General features: G+C 61.8%; 12 protein-coding genes and 1 riboswitch. Of the genes, 6 read left to right on the forward strand and 6 right to left on the reverse strand.

Annotated elements, in window-relative coordinates; translation table 11 throughout:
* Positions 1 to 31 precede the first annotated feature (31 nt).
* Entirely contained in the window at positions 32 to 874 is an 843-nt protein-coding gene (locus tag ACFQ6H_RS25680; RefSeq protein WP_378649391.1) for a hypothetical protein, read from the forward strand.
* Here ACFQ6H_RS25680 and ACFQ6H_RS25685 read toward each other — a convergent pair whose 3' ends face one another.
* The gene (locus ACFQ6H_RS25685; protein WP_378539452.1) at positions 875 to 1849 is read right to left on the reverse strand and encodes a TauD/TfdA dioxygenase family protein; all 975 of its coding nucleotides are present in this window, start codon (positions 1847 to 1849) and stop codon (positions 875 to 877) included.
* Between the two features lie 111 nt (positions 1850 to 1960).
* Here ACFQ6H_RS25685 and ACFQ6H_RS25690 point away from each other — a divergent pair, with 111 nt between their 5' ends.
* Positions 1961 to 2509, forward strand: a complete 549-nt coding sequence (locus ACFQ6H_RS25690) for a nuclear transport factor 2 family protein (RefSeq protein ID WP_378649393.1) — start codon at positions 1961 to 1963, stop codon at positions 2507 to 2509.
* A 3-nt stretch (positions 2510 to 2512) separates the two neighbouring features.
* Here the strand turns inward: ACFQ6H_RS25690 and ACFQ6H_RS25695 are convergent, their stop codons facing one another.
* A complete protein-coding gene (locus ACFQ6H_RS25695) occupies positions 2513 to 2746 on the reverse strand; it encodes a hypothetical protein (RefSeq protein WP_378649395.1) in 234 nt (77 codons plus the stop codon).
* A gap of 280 nt (positions 2747 to 3026) precedes the next feature.
* On the opposite strand from ACFQ6H_RS25695, the gene ACFQ6H_RS25700 reads away from it, so the two are divergent.
* Entirely contained in the window at positions 3027 to 4520 is a 1494-nt protein-coding gene (locus ACFQ6H_RS25700) for a stealth family protein (protein WP_378649406.1), read from the forward strand.
* 51 nt (positions 4521 to 4571) lie between these two features.
* Here the strand turns inward: ACFQ6H_RS25700 and ACFQ6H_RS25705 are convergent, their stop codons facing one another.
* From ACFQ6H_RS25705 to ACFQ6H_RS25715, 3 genes are all read right to left on the reverse strand, one after another.
* A complete protein-coding gene (locus ACFQ6H_RS25705; RefSeq protein WP_378649397.1) occupies positions 4572 to 5939 on the reverse strand; it encodes an NtaA/DmoA family FMN-dependent monooxygenase in 1368 nt (455 codons plus the stop codon).
* Between the two features lie 20 nt (positions 5940 to 5959).
* Entirely contained in the window at positions 5960 to 7306 is a 1347-nt protein-coding gene (locus ACFQ6H_RS25710) for an LLM class flavin-dependent oxidoreductase (RefSeq protein WP_378649399.1), read from the reverse strand.
* Positions 7289 to 7402: riboswitch (SAM riboswitch) on the reverse strand. It overlaps the preceding gene by 18 nt.
* A 78-nt stretch (positions 7403 to 7480) precedes the next feature.
* Positions 7481 to 8386 (reverse strand): phosphodiesterase, encoded by a 906-nt coding sequence (locus ACFQ6H_RS25715; RefSeq protein WP_378649400.1) that lies wholly within the window; start codon positions 8384 to 8386, stop codon positions 7481 to 7483.
* 339 nt (positions 8387 to 8725) lie between these two features.
* On the opposite strand from ACFQ6H_RS25715, the gene ACFQ6H_RS25720 reads away from it, so the two are divergent.
* A complete protein-coding gene (locus ACFQ6H_RS25720; RefSeq protein ID WP_378449227.1) occupies positions 8726 to 10099 on the forward strand; it encodes a dicarboxylate/amino acid:cation symporter in 1374 nt (457 codons plus the stop codon).
* Between the two features lie 92 nt (positions 10100 to 10191).
* On the opposite strand, the gene ACFQ6H_RS25725 is transcribed toward ACFQ6H_RS25720, so the two are convergent.
* Positions 10192 to 11319, reverse strand: coding sequence for an alpha/beta hydrolase (locus ACFQ6H_RS25725; RefSeq protein WP_378649402.1), 1128 nt, complete (start codon positions 11317 to 11319; stop codon positions 10192 to 10194).
* 111 nt (positions 11320 to 11430) lie between these two features.
* Between ACFQ6H_RS25725 and ACFQ6H_RS25730 the strand changes: the two genes are divergently transcribed.
* The gene (locus tag ACFQ6H_RS25730; protein ID WP_378649404.1) at positions 11431 to 14613 is read left to right on the forward strand and encodes an SNF2-related protein; all 3183 of its coding nucleotides are present in this window, start codon (positions 11431 to 11433) and stop codon (positions 14611 to 14613) included.
* Between the two features lie 113 nt (positions 14614 to 14726).
* Complete coding sequence (locus ACFQ6H_RS25735) at positions 14727 to 15302, forward strand: TerD family protein (protein WP_003940660.1); 576 nt, start codon at positions 14727 to 14729, stop codon at positions 15300 to 15302.
* Positions 15303 to 15339 lie beyond the last annotated feature (37 nt).

A 15339-nucleotide genomic window follows, 5' to 3' on the forward strand; every position in this document is an offset into this window, starting at 1 on the left:
CGTTGTCGGCAGCCCTTGCGAGAATCGTTCGATGAAGACGCGGAGGCCCGGTCAGCACGTATTCATCGCACTCGGCACGCCCTGGATTGATGCCGTGGTCGCGTTTCTCGAACCCCGAGCCCGTGTCGATCCCTGGATCATGCGCGGAAAGATGGCGACCGGTGACCTGCTGGTCACGGTTCTCGACACCACTCCTCGCACGGTGCTCTGCGTCGAGACCGTGGCTGCGCCGTTCGACGGCACGTCGTGGATGGAAGTCGATGAACGCCCGTACGAACTCCACGGTTTGCCCACCGTTCCAGAACTCGAACAACGATGGTCCATCACCTTTCCCACGGATCCTGGGCCGGTCGACGACGCACTGGCCGACCGGATTCTCACGGCCGGCCAGTCACACTATGCGCACTACTTCGGCGACATCGACACCCTGGATCCGACGTCCACGGCTGCCCACGCCCGAACTTTGATGCGCGAGCGAGGAAACTGCACAGGTTGCGGCTCACCGATGCCGTTGCGAAAGTTCAACAGCGGCGATCGCCTTCACTTTCATTCCGCATCACGGATCTTCAGGCAGGCCGAACCTGGGGACGACTACCCAGCCGTGCTGTGCCGCAAATGCAGCGGAAGGATGGCCACGTCCGGGCACATCAACTTCATCGACTACATGCTGTCGAAGAATCCACTGTGCCCGCAGTGCGGTGCACACAGAACCGCTCAGTGTGCCCCGGGGATGCCGGTCCATCCGTTTGATCACCTACCGTGGCTCGCCGGAACGGGCTGCGTCGTGGGGCCGGACACCCCGGAATGGACGTGCCGAGCGTGCAGTCACTCATGGGGACAGATGTTCCCGCCGGATCACCCGCAGCACGACTGATCAGTTCGCGGCGAAGCCGGGAAGCCGATCGATGTCCGCGATGACCGAATACTCCGCGGCGTCACCCTGGAGGATTCGACTCTGCTCGCCGTGGACGTCGACGGGGACGTCGCCGGCCAATGTCACACGGTGCACACTGCGGGCCTGAGTCCCGTAGTCGGCGATACCGTAATGCTGAGTCGCCTGGTTGTCCCAGATCGCCAGGTCGCCGGCCGACCAGTTCCATCGAACAGTGTTTTCCAACTTGATGATTCGTGCCTGCAGGATCTGGTAAAGAGCGACCGACTCCGACGGCTTGAGCCCGACGAACTCCTTGAAGAAGTGACCGAGCAGGAGGGTCTTCTCCCCCGTCGCCGGATGGATACGCACCACCGGGTGTTCGGTCTCGTAGATCTCACGGGTGAATTCGGCGTAGTAGGCCTGGCGCTGCGCGTCTACCGGGTTCGCCTGATCGACAACCTCGGCATAGTCGTAGGCATTGGTGTGAACGGCCCGCAAATTCTCGACCAAGACCTTGAGCGAAGCCGGCAGTTGGTCGTACGCAGCGGTAGTCGACGCCCACGTCGTCGCTCCGCCGTACTCGGGAATGGTCGTCGCTCGCAGAATCGAGGCTTTCGGGATGCGGTCGACAAACGTCACGTCCGTGTGCCAACTGTTGGCGGCACGGTCGAGCACCAACAGCTTGTCGCCCCTTGACTTCACCGTCGGGTGCGGGGTGGTCTGGGTGCCGAGGGTTCCGGCGAATTCGTACTGCGACGTGTCGTCGAGATGCTGCTGCCCACGGAAGAACACAACCTTGTGCGCTGCCAGCGCATAGTTGATCGCGTAGGCGGTCTCTTCGGACAAGTCCCCGGAGAGGTGCACACCGTCGATACGGGCGCCGATCAGTTCACCGACCTTGTGGACAGTGATTCCGCCGGCAGCGTAGATCTGCTCCGGGGTCTGGGTGACACGTTCGAGTTCGGTGACGGACATGGCGATCTCCTGTGAGTCGGTCAAGCCTACGGGCGCGGCAGTCGTCATGGCGCTGCCTACTGTGAACACTCAATCATTTACGCTGCGGGCTCGAATACGGTTGAACTCGAGGTGATCTCAAAGTTCGCCGCTCCCTCGCCGGAGAATACTGCCGCTCACTGGGACGAGACCGTCGTCGTTGTCGTCATGAGCTGTAGCGTGCGATCTGCCGCACCCACGTCTACGGAGGACAGCATGCAACCCGAGGGCCCTGCCGAACAGATTCGTTCAACGCTCGCTCGGATCGCCCATCTGGCTGACACCGGCTCTGTCGAGGACTACGTCGAGCAGTTCACCCGCAAGGCCGAATGGAACATGCCCGCCAATCCCGATCGCGGTATCCCCGCACAGGTGCGGCGAGGCCGCGAAGAAATTGCTGCTGGAGTAGCCGAGCGTCGGGCCGCCGGCATTCAAGGCCCGGGCACATTCACACGTCACGTCACCACAGCGATCGCCGTGGACGTGACCTCGGAAACGACCGCCCGCGCGGATGCGGTGTGGACGTTCTACGTCGACACAACCACCTCGCCCAAACTCAGCGGCGTCGGAAGCTACGCCGACGAGTTCGAACTCGAAGACGGGCGGTGGCGACTGTCGCGACGAGTGATCTCGCGCGGCTGACGCTCAGTCTTCTTCGCCGGTGATCGCCTCACACCAGTCTTCGACCTGATCGATCCCCTCTTCCGTCCATTCCGGGCTCATGTCCTCGAGTGCATCGAAGACCACCTCGCAGGTCAGCATCTCCGGTGAACCCTCCGACCCCGCTGCGTCGGTCCGCTCCGCAGACGCTGTCGCAACTGGGCCGGCGGCCAGCGCAACCGCCATCGCACCTGTTCCGACCATCGCTTTCACACGCATCGGTTCTCCTCCTTCACTCTCGCTTCGGTCCTCGGGGTACCCGACTCGCCCCGCGTTACCCATCCCCGTCACTCGTGTCCGACTTTCGGCGCCGACGGCATAGACTGAGCTCGTCGCCACCACGCTCTCGCAGCGTCGGGGGCGACAGATACACAGCTGGATCAGAATCGGAAGGCATCCCATTACAGAATCTCCCGCTCCGCACGACATCTACTTCGTACCCCCGGAGCAGGACAGCCCCAATCCCGTGGAACCGGCGTCGGCCGCGTCACGCGCACGGATGGGCGAGCTACCCGAGACCGTCCGATTCAAGAATCGTTTTGCCCTCGCGATCACGACCACCACGCCGCTCGAAGCGATGGTCGAAGATCTCCTCTTCATCCGCGACATCCTCGACGCCGCAGGAATCGAGTATCTACTCGTCCGCGGAAACGACGAGCGCCCCGTGATCGCGGTGAGCTGGACCGAGCGCAAAAACCTGCGGCAGGCACTTGTCGAGGGATGCGCCAACGCACCCTTCTATTCCAAAACCGTCGACGCGAAGAAGAGCCCAGCGCTCCTTGTCGCGGACGGTGCCCTGTCGAAAACCAACAAGTCACGGATCTTCCGCTTGTTCCGTCCGCGGGTTCACGTCGCAAGCGGCATGAACTACGGCGCGAACATCGGCGTTCAAATCGAATTGTGGTCAATTTCCGAAGAAGAAATCGTCCTACCCGTCGAGAACTCACTGACACGACGAACCGTCCTCCCCGAAGAAGCTGTCCGAGGAACCGTCGAGCGATTCGGCCGGATCTGGCCGACCATCGAAAACATGTTCGCCGATCATGCCTCCGATATCAGCTTCGATATCGATCTTGTCTTTTCCTGGGTCGACGGCTCCTCCAAGGAGTTTCAGGCTCAGCGCGCCAAGCGGATGCAGAACTACATCGTCGGCGAGGGGGACGAATCAGAGGCGCGTTTCCGTCAGATCGACGAGCTCAAGTACGCGCTACGGTCCATCCACATGTACGCGCCGTGGATCCGACGGATCTTCGTCGCGACCGATTCCGATCGTCCGGACTGGCTTGCCGACGATCCGCGAGTCACGTTCATGCCCAGCGAGAAGTTCTTCGCCGATCCAAGTGTGTTGCCCACACACAACTCTCAAGCTGTCGAATGCCAGCTGCACCATATTCCGGGTCTGGCAGAACACTTCCTCTACTCGAACGACGACATGTTCTTCGGCCGCCCGGTCGGTCCGGACATGTTCTTCTCCCCCGGTGGCATCAGCATGTTCATCGAGGCCGATACCAGAATCGGCTTGGGACACAACGACAACGACCGCAGCGGCTTCGAGAATGCTGCCCGCGTCAACCGCCGACTGCTGCAGGACCGCTTCGGTCTGATGACCACCAGGCATCTCGAGCACGCAGCGACGCCACTGCGCAAGAGCGTGATGGCCGAGATGGAACGCGAGTTCGCCGAAGACTTCGCGGCAACTGCAGCAAGCACCTTCCGCGCGAGTTCCAATATCTCGGTGACCAATTCGCTCTACCACTACTACACGCTCATGAGTGGACGGTCGGTGGTGCAGAAGTCCGCCGCCGTCAAATACGTCGACACGACGGTCAAGGCCGGTTTGCGCGACATGGACTCACTGCTCGCCAAGCGATCCATGGACTTCTTCTGCCTCAACGACGGCAGCGCTCCGGAGATCGATCTGGAACTTCGCACACGCAAGATCACGGAGTTCCTGGAGAGCTACTACCCCATCCCCGCTCCCTGGGAAGCCTAGACGAAGCGAGAGCCCAGCCGATTTCGGCTGGGCCCTCGCCACTTCGGTCGATCAGCGTGCTGTCACATGCTCCCTCTGCACCGGGATGGGCAGTCCGAGATTGTCACGCAACGTCGTTCCTTCGTAGTCACTGCGGAGAACACCTCGATCCTGCAGCAGTGGCACCACGTCGTCGACGAACTCGTCGAGGCCGGTCGGCACAAGGTGCGACCCGAGGATGAACCCATCCGAACCGTCGTTGCTGACAAACGAATCGATCTTCTCCGCAACTTGCTGCGGTGTACCCACGATCGGTCCACGCTCGAACTGATCGATCACCACTTCGCGCAGATTCAACTTCTTGCTCTCGGCTACCGCGCGCAGTTTTGCGACGGTCGCGAAACGATCCTGGTGAATGAAGGCGCGCCCCTGGATGATCGGCGGAGCCTCAGGATCCGGGGCGATATCGGGTAGTGGCCCTTCGGGGTCGTACTTCGACAGATCGAGATTCCAGATCTGTTCGAGCAGAACCAAAGCGGTCTGACCGGTGACCTGCTGGTCGCGAATATCGCGGTACTTCTCGATCGCGTCCGCCTCGGACGTGCCGAGAACAAAACTCGCCGACGGCAAAATCTTGATGTCACCCGGGTCGCGTCCGGCCACGACGGCACGAGCCTTGATGTCACGATAGAAGTCGGCCGCCTCGGGCAATTGACCATACGGTGAGAAGATCGCGTCGGCATTGCCGGCAGCAAAATCGCGCCCCTGCGGCGACACCCCGGCCTGCAGAATAACCGGGCGCCCTTGCGGGCTACGCGGCACCGTGAATCGGCCGTTCACATCGAAATGTGATCCGTGGAAAGCGAATTCACCGGCATCCGGTCGCGAGAGAAAGCGTCCTGATGCCTTGTCAGCAACGATGTCGTCGCTGCGCCACGAATCCCACAGTTGACGCACCAGCGCTACCGTCTCCTCCGCACGCTCGTATCGTTGCGCACGATCCAGGTATCCGCCGCGACGAAAGTTCTGGCCGGTGAATGCGTCGAACGAGGTGACGACGTTCCAGGCGGCACGACCTCCGGACAACTGATCGAGCGTCGCAAATTGGCGGGCCAGTTCGTACGGCTCGTTGAACGTGGCGTTAATGGTGCCGGCCAAACCGAGGTGTTCGGTCACTGCTGCCAACGATGCAAGCACGGTGAAGGTGTCCGGCCTGCCGATGATGTCCTGATCGAATATCTGTCCTGCACGTTCACGAAGAGCAAGACCTTCGGCGAGGAAGAAGAAGTCGAACTTCCCACGCTCGGCGGTTCGAGCGGTGTGCTCGAAGGATTCGAACTCGATCTGACTGCCCGCCTGCGGATCCCACCACGCAGTGTGATGGTTGACGCCGCCGAGGTAGGCACCCAGGATGACCTGCTTACGCTGCTGAGAACTCATGAAAGTGTATTCCTCGTCTGTCAGGCGGCCGGAGTGCCGGCGGCGTAGCGGTTGGGAACGTCGATGGACAGACCAACCAGTCCGCGAAGATTCGTCTGTGGGTATTCGGTGCGGAATACGCTGCGCCGCTGCAATTCCGGAACCAGCTCGCCGGCGATCGCGTCGAGGTCGTCTACGACGACGCCCGGTCGCAACCGGAAGCCGTCGATTCCCAACTGTTGCCACCGGAGCAGAAGATCTGCCAACTCGGCCGCGGTGCCGGTGAAGGTCAGCGCGTCCGAACGGTATTCGGTACCAACCTGCGCGTCGAGGCGAGCGAGCCGTTCCTTTCCGGTTTCTTCCGGCGTATCGAAGAAGACGACGATGTCGGTGAAGACCCGAAGCGGTTCACCGGTGCGCTGCACGTGCTCTTCGGCTGCTCGCACCTCACCCAGGATTGCCGTGACCTGCTCGTCGTCGAATGGCGTCACGAACACCAGGTCAGCCGTGCGCGCTGCCAGTTCGTACGCCACGCGCTGATGCGCCAGTGCTGTGACGACGGGATGCCCCTGCGGCGGGCGCGGAGTCACCGACGGTCCACGGACCGACAAATACTTTCCCTCGAAGTCGATGTAGTGCAACTTGTCCCGGTCGATGAATCGGCGCTGCTCCACGTCGCGGATCTCGGCGTCGTCCTCCCAGCTGTCCCAGAGTCGCCGGATGACGTCAGCGGCCTCCGCAGCTTCGTCGAACAGGTCACGTACGAAGTCCGGGAGGACGCCTGAAACGATCGACTGACGCTCGGCATCGGTGAGCGCTGGGATGTCGCGTCGCCCGAACTGGGCCGCCTCGGACTCCGAAGCCGACACCTTCACCTGCCATCCGGCGCGACCACCCGAGGTGTAGTCCAGGGTGGCAACGGCTTTGGACACGTGGAACGGTTCGGTGTGAATGGTGGTGATGGTCGGGATCAAACCGATGTTGCTCGTGACGGGTGCCAGTCGGGCAGCCACGAGATGTGCGTCGAGCCGCGCGCGTACCCGATCAACGGCGTCGTCGACGGGCGCGAGTGGGTCCGCCGGAACCGAGAGACTGTCCTCGATGGTGACGAAATCGAGCAGACCACGCTCGGCGGTCGTCACCACGTCAGTCCAGTACGACGCGCTGAACAGCTCACTCGGGCGCGAGTGTGGCTCTCGCCAGGCTGCAGGGTGCCAACCGGCACCGTCCAGCGCTACGGCGAGATGCAGCGGAGCAAGATGAGAAGAAGGGGTGGAGGTCATCGGCGCATACTCCTGTTCGAGAACTACTCGGGAGCGCACAGTGCCGACCGCAGAAACCGTCAGCACCCGACTGACGGTTCTCGTGGCGACTGCCGCTTGCGACACGCACCGCGCGTATCGCCAGGTGTGATTCCGGGGCACCCCATCGGCATGAAGGGTTGCCGTCCAGCTAGCCGGTCCTTGTTGCTGGAGCTCTGCACCTACCTCGACGGTAGTGAGTACGCGACCGCCCGACAATCAACCCGAACCGTGCCGGCCCGCCGGAAACCGCCTGCCACCTCAGACGATCGAGCGCCCCGCCTTTTCGCTCTCGAGGATTCGAATGCCGGCAGCGCCGAGCCTCCGGACCCCCTCGGCCGCGTCGACGAGCTCACCGACCGTCACGTGAGCGCCCAGAGGAACGACCGAATGAACAATCGTCTCGTCGTACACGTGCACCAGGTTGCACCCCTGAGCCCCGTCTCGACCACGCTGCCCACCGACTTCCACGTTCAGGTCCTGCGTGTAACACGTCGAAGACGCCACGGACACGGGAATCCCGGCGAACGTCGCCGTCGTCGAATAGTGAAGGTGCCCGGCAAGAATCGCCCGAACATCACTGCCTCGCAGGACGTCTGCCAACCGGGGCTGATCGCGCAACTCCACCAAGACTGCAAGATCCTGAATACACGGAACCGGTGGGTGATGCAGCGCCAGTATCGTTCCGTCGGGCGCAGGGACCGCCAACTCTGCTCGTAGCCAGTCCAATTGACGATCCGTGATCTCACCGTAGTGATGACCCGGAACCGACGAGTCCAAGGTGATCACCCGCAGTCCGTCGAGATCGTAGACGTTGTCGACGGGATGATCTGCTGCGTCCTCGCCCAACAGCAACGATCTGAAGGTGGGGCGGTCGTCGTGGTTGCCCATCGCCCAGATGACCTGTGCATCGATCTCGGCCGCCACGGGTTCCACGATGGCTTTCAATTGCGCGTACGCGTCGGGGTGCCCCTCGTCGGTCAGGTCGCCGGTGAAGAGGAGTGCGTCGGGGCGTGCGCCCGAGGCCACGATCCCGCGGAGCACTTCTCGCAACCTCGTCGACGCATCCACGGCGTCGTACAGCTGTCCCTGCGCCACCAGATGTGTGTCACTGAGGTGCACCAGAAAATGCTTCGGACGCGGGTACTCGGCATTCCGAACGCTCATCGGTCTCTCGCTTCCGCTTGCCGACGCGTAGGCGCCGGTGCGGCACCTACTGATCGTCGACACTAGTCAACCGACCAACAGTGACTGATCGGGGCACACCCGACGAACACGAAGCGAACTCCCGCGGCGACCCTCGGGATCGAGTAGTTGAAGCTGCGAGTAGTGTGTGGACAGTGTTGTTCCTGACCAGTCGGCGTTACGTCGACCTTCGCCTGCAGGCGAGCGCAATGTGTACGCGCTCGCTCTGACCTGACGCGTACCAGGAAACATTTCTTCGAATCTGCCCGGCCTCTGGTGCCGCGCTGCGTTTCGCTCCCTTGATTTTCGAAAGGCATAGTCATGCCCAGCTCCACCTCCACCGGCGTGCCGGAAAAGTCCACGTCCCGTTTTCCGTCCTGGGCGACGGCATTCGGACCGCAGATCGTCGCCGGCCTCGTACTCGGTGTCATCATCGGTCTCGTCGCCCGGGCCATGCCTGATGCGGCCGACGGCAACGTCAACTGGTTGGTCGGCACCGTGCAGACCATCGGTTCGAGTTACGTCAAGCTGCTCACCGTTGCGGTGATCCCGCTGGTGTTCACGGCCATCGTCAGCTCCATCGCCAACCTGCGACAGGTCGCCAATGCAGCTCGCCTGGCCGTGCAGACCTTGCTCTGGTTCGCCATCACCGCGTTCATCGCTGTGATCATCGGCATCATCGTCGGCCTGATCACCGATCCCGGTTCACGGACCGACGTCGCGGCTGAAGCAGCGAAAGAACCCAAGAGCTCCGGCTCGTGGTGGGCGTTCATCACCGGACTGGTTCCGAACAACTTCCTGGGGCTGGGCGCAAAGACTTCCGTCACCGAAGGTGTAGCGACCACGTCGCTGAGCTTCAACGTCCTGCAGTTGCTCGTCATCGCCGGCGCAATCGGCATTGCTGCGCTCAAGATCGGACCGAAGGCTGCGCCGTTCCTCGAGTTCAACGCATCGCTTCTCGCGATCGTTCAGAAGGTCCTGTGGTGGATCATCCGCCTCGCCCCGATCGGCACCGCCGCGCTGATCGCCAACGCTGTCGCCACCTACGGCTGGGACGCGATCGGCTCGCTGGGCGTCTTCACCGCCGCCATCTACATCGGTCTGGCGATCGTGTTCTTCGTGGTCTACCCCATCCTGATTGCCGCGCACGGCCTCTCGGTCCGAAGCTTCTTCTCCGGCGTCTGGCCCGCGACTCAGCTCGGCTTCGTCTCGCGCTCGTCGATCGGCACCCTGCCGCTGACCGAACGCGTCACCGAACGCAACCTCGGTGTTCCTCGTGAGTACGCCTCGTTCGCCGTTCCGCTCGGTGCCACCACGAAGATGGACGGCTGCGCCGCAATCTATCCCGCGATCGCGGCAATCTTCGTAGCCGGCTTCTACGACGTTCCGCTGACGTTCACCGACTACCTGCTGATCGTCGTCGTTTCGGTCATCGGCTCGGCAGCAACGGCCGGAACAACCGGTGCGACAGTCATGCTCACACTCACGCTCTCCACCCTGGGTCTTCCCCTCGCCGGCGTCGGACTGCTCCTCGCCGTCGAACCGATCGTCGACATGGGTCGTACCGCAGTCAACGTCACCGGCCAGGCACTGGTCCCGGTCATCGTCGCAAAGCGTGAGGGAATCCTCGACAAGGAGCGCTTCGACGCTCCCCGCAACGGTGATCCCTTCGCCGAGGAACTTGTCGACGCGTAACCCTCTCTGACAACAGCAGCGTCCCCGCACCAGAGCAATACGGTGCGGGGACGCTGCTTTTCAACCGGAACTGCACAGACGGTCGTCGACCGTCAGACGCCCAATGCCCGGGACAGAGTCGGCCACGCCTTCGGCAGTCGTTCACGCCAATACGCCCACGCGTGTGTGCCGTTCGGCTCGTAATCCACCTGCGCCGGAATCTTCAGCTCCTGCAACCGAGCATCGAACATCTTGGTGCAGGCATGCGCAGCAACCTCGATGCCGCCGCCGATCACCAGACGCTCGAGCAGTTCAGGAGTCTGCAGCGTCTCGTCGGATCCGGGAAGACCGTTCGCCGTCGACACGTAGATTTCCTTGCCGCGCAACTTCTCTGCGTTGATCAAAGAATCGTGCGCCTCCCACTCCGGGCCTCCTGGCACACCCCAGATGTTGGCCGGATCTCCGCTTCGGGAAGATATCGTGGCCTGAACGGCAGTTCGCCCAAGCGGATCCATCGTGGAGTAGCAGCCGCTGAAAACCGCGACGCCCCGGTACATGTCCGGAAAGCGTTGGGCGAGCATCATTGCGCCCATCGCGCCCATGGAATTGCCGGCAATCGCGTTGATGCCGTTGGTCTCGAGTCGTGCGTCGATCAGCGGTGGCAGCTCTTCGGTGATGAAGGTTTCCCACTTGTGCAGTCCCAGCCGCGGATCCGGATTCTCCCAGTCCGAGTACAAGCTCGCGATTCCGCCATTGAGCATCACGACGTTGACGTTCTTGTCGGCGAAGAACGCCGGAGCGCCGCCAATCGTCATCCATCCGCTGCTTTTCTCTCCGGCGTCGACGCCCTCGAGCATGTACAACGCTGGGCGCGGAACCGAATTGTCGGCGGGTAGCAAAATCTCGACGCCGACCTCGCGTCGAAGTGCAGGCGACGCCACCGTCAGTCTGACCGCCTGCGGTGCGGTCACCTTCTCGCCGACGATAGCCGGGACGACGATGTCGTCGCGCAGGTCCGGTTTGGGGCCCGGATCCTCCTGAAGTGGTCCCGGGATCGTCGACCCCGAGCTCACGCTTCCCTCGACGCTGCCCAGACTTCCCGAGCTTCCCGAACTACCCGAGCTTCCGGAACTCGGCGCTGCCGTCGACAGTCCGCCCAACTGCAAAGAAAGTGCACAGACGGCCAAACACACCGCACCTGTGCGCGCAGATCGAATCCACGCACGCCGCTCAGTCCTCATGAAACTCCCAAACAAGTCAAAGATGTTTCCGTGAACATACCGTGCAGTTCGGACTTTCTTGGACAAACGACCACGACAAGATCTGTCGGACGCCGCCACTAGGCTGGCCCCGTGCAACCTGACTCCGTCAAGGCCCTCGACCTCGACCGAGTTCGCGCTGTCGTCGGCACGACAACCTACGACCGCGGACTTACCTACCTGCGGCAGAATGCGGTCGTGTCCATCAGCTGGAACGACACCCCGGATACTTTGACCGGGGCTGTGGCGGGGACTGCGCGGGAGCCGTACACCTGCACGATCTCGACAAGTCGCAGCACGACTGGTACTCCCACATTCGCACGTGGCCTCTGCACGTGTCCGGTGCGGATGAACTGTAAACACGTTGCCGCGTTGGTGCTCGCAGCGGTGGCCGAGGCGAACACGACGCCACGACAATTCGGGTGGGACGGCGCGCTCGAGGAATTGCTCCGACCAGACCCCGACGGCCGCACAACTCCCGGACTCGGCATTCAATTCACCACCCGAACCAAGGGAACATCGACACGGCTCCTCGTCAAACCAGTGCAACCAGGAGCTAGAGGGTGGATTTCCGGCGGACTCGCCTGGAACAAACTCGGAAGCACCTTTCAGTTCCCCGCCGACCACATTCGCGTTCTACGCGACATTCATCTCCTGCACAGCGCCGGCAACCATTACCGACATCAGAATTCCGCGGAGATCGATCTTGCCGGGTTTCCGAGCCCGCAACTCTGGTCGCTTCTTGATGAGGCGATCAGCGTCGGCGTTTCACTCGTTCACTCGAAGGCCGGCCTCGGCAACATCTCCCTACTCGACGACGCCAACATCTGCCTCGACGTCCACGGAGCAGAAGACAACAATCTCCGTCTCACGCCCCGAATTCAGACCGATGGGCACATCATCACCCATTCCGACTGGGGACTTGTCGGTACGCCGGCACATGGTGTCTTCACGCTCGACGCCACCAACGCAATCACGCTCGCACCACTGGACACGCCGGTCACCCACCAATTGAGGCAGATGATCGACTCCGGAAAGTCAGTCGACATCCCCGCCGAGCATCGGGATGCGTTCACTTCGCGGTTCGTGTTCAAACTCGGAAGCCTCGCGCCCGTCATATCTTCCGACGGTGCCTACAACCCACCGACTGTGTCCGGTCCGCGGCTACAACTGATGGCCACTTACGACGACGACCACCGCATCGACATCGAATCGGCATGGAAATACACCGTCGATGCCGACGAACTGATCATTTCTACCGCCGATGCAACCACCGACGAGTCCGAGGTCCGCAATCACGCTGCCGAAGATGCCATCACCAACAGCCTCGGCGCGGCCGCGGCAAAGGCCACTCTCGCGGGAACGCTGACCGGCCTCGATTCCATGCAGTTCACACTCGACCTCCTCCCCCAACTCGAATCGCACGACGCCATCGACCTCACGGTTGCAGGAACCCCTGCCGACTACCGGCCTGCAGACGACGCTGTCGTGATCAGCCTCAGCACATCGGCCCCGGACGGTGACAGCGGATCCGACTGGTTCGACCTCGATGTCACCGTCGATGTTGCGGGACATAGCGTTCCGTTCACAACACTGTTCGCCGCTCTGAGTAAGGGCGAGACTCACATACTGCTACCGGACGGCGCCTTCTTTCGGCTCGACGCACCGGAACTACTCGGCCTACACCGCCTCATCACCGAAGCGCGGTCGCTACTCGATCGACCTACCGGCAAACTCGCGATCAGCAAATTTCAGGCCGGGCTGTGGGAAGAACTGGCGGCTCTCGGAAGAGTCGAACATCAAGCAGCAGCATGGAAGAAGCAGATCGCAGGATTGCTCGGCAGTTCGGGCATCGATCACGTCGAAGTCCCGGACACGTTGACGGCAACGCTGCGCCCCTATCAGGTCGACGGATTCCGTTGGCTCAATTTCCTGCGCCAGCACAGTCTGGGCGGCATACTCGCCGACGACATGGGCCTGGGCAAGACACTGCAGACCCTCGCAATGATCTGCGCTGCAAGGCAATCGAATCCAGCCGCACCTCCCTTTCTGATCGTCGCACCCACCAGCGTCGTATCCAACTGGAAATCCGAGGTGGCGAAGTTCGCACCAACCCTCCACACCGCTGTCATCACGGACACGCTGCGACGCAGAAAAACCGATCTGGCAGCACTCGTCGACGGAGCCGACATCGTCGTGACGTCGTACGTCCTCTTTCGCCTCGACACCGATGCGTACTCCGCGGGCCGCTGGTCCGGACTGGTACTCGACGAAGCCCAATTCGCCAAGAACCACAAGTCCAAGGTCCACCAATGTGCGAGGTCAGTGAACGCACCTTTCAAACTCGCGATCACCGGAACACCCATGGAAAACAATCTTTTGGAGTTGTGGTCGCTGCTCGCGATCACTGCACCGGGACTGTTTCCCAGCCCCACCACCTTCACCGATTTCTACCGCACTCCCATCGAAAAAGACGGTGATGCAGAACGATTGGCGCAACTGCGACGACGCGTCAAACCGTTGATGGTGCGGCGGACCAAGGAACAGGTGGCCGCAGACTTGCCGCCCAAGCAGGAGCAGGTACTCGAGATCGAGTTGCATCCGAGCCATCGCGCAATCTACGACACTCATCTACAGCGCGAACGGCAAAAGATCCTCGGTCTGCTCGACGACGTCGACAAAAACCGATTCACGATCCTGCAATCGCTGACGATACTGCGCCAACTCAGTCTCGATGTCTCACTCGTCGACAAGGACAGCGGATCGATACCGTCGGCCAAAGTCGACGCTCTCGTCGAGCAACTGGACGACGTCATCGCCGGCGGACACCGTGCGTTGATCTTCAGTCAGTTCACCGGGTTCCTCGGCTCGGTGCGCACCCGACTCGACGCGGAAAACATCCCGTACAGCTATCTCGACGGTTCGACGCGTAATCGCGGTGAAGTGTTGGAGGAGTTCAAGTCTGGCTCGGCCCCAGTCTTTCTGATCAGCCTCAAAGCCGGTGGCTTCGGCCTCAATCTCACCGAGGCCGACTACTGCTTCATTCTCGACCCCTGGTGGAACCCGGCCGCCGAGGCACAAGCGGTCGACCGTACTCACCGCATCGGGCAGACACGAAACGTCATGGTCTACCGCCTCATTGCCAAAGACACCATCGAAGAGAAGGTCATGGCACTCAAGGCCAAGAAGTCGGCATTGTTCTCGAATGTCATGGACGCCGAAGGCTCACTCGGCACCGGACTCGACGCCGAGGATCTTCGCGCGCTGTTCGAGTGAGGTGCCTATTCGGTCGAACCGCACCTACCCGCTCACGGTAATGTGAGTCGAGAACGGACAACACAGAACTCCCGAACGAAGTAATCAACTTCGTTCGAACGAGAGGAACCTGAATGGGCGTCACACTTGCCAAGGGCGGCAACGTATCTCTGTCGAAGGCCGCACCCAACCTGACCAAGGTCGCAGTCGGTCTCGGCTGGGATGCACGCAGTACCAGCGGCGCCGACTTCGACCTCGACGCCAGCGCGTTGGTCACCGGCCCGGAACGCAAGGTCCTTTCCGACCTTCACTTCGTCTTCTACAACAACCTTCGCTCGCCCGACGGATCCATCGAGCACACCGGCGACAACCTCACCGGTGAAGGTGACGGCGACGACGAGGTCATCAACGTCGATCTTCCTGCCGTACCACCCAACGTCACCAACATCTTCTTCCCAGTCTCGATTCACGACGCCGATGCCCGACTCCAGTCCTTCGGACAGGTCACCAACGCCTACATCCGCGTCGTAGATCTGTCGAACGGCTCCGAGCTGGCACGCTACGACCTCTCCGAAGATGCATCTACCGAGACTGCCATGCTTTTCGGCGAGCTCTACCGTCACAACGGTGAGTGGAAGTTCCGTGCAGTCGGACAGGGATACGCATCCGGACTCGCCGGCATCGCCCGCGACTACGGCGTCAACATCTGATCTCTACCGGTACACGAAACGGGGTTCGATCCGGCGT

It is taken from the genome of Rhodococcus sp. NPDC056506, assembly GCF_042794945.1.
GTDB lineage: Bacteria > Actinomycetota > Actinomycetes > Mycobacteriales > Mycobacteriaceae > Rhodococcus_F.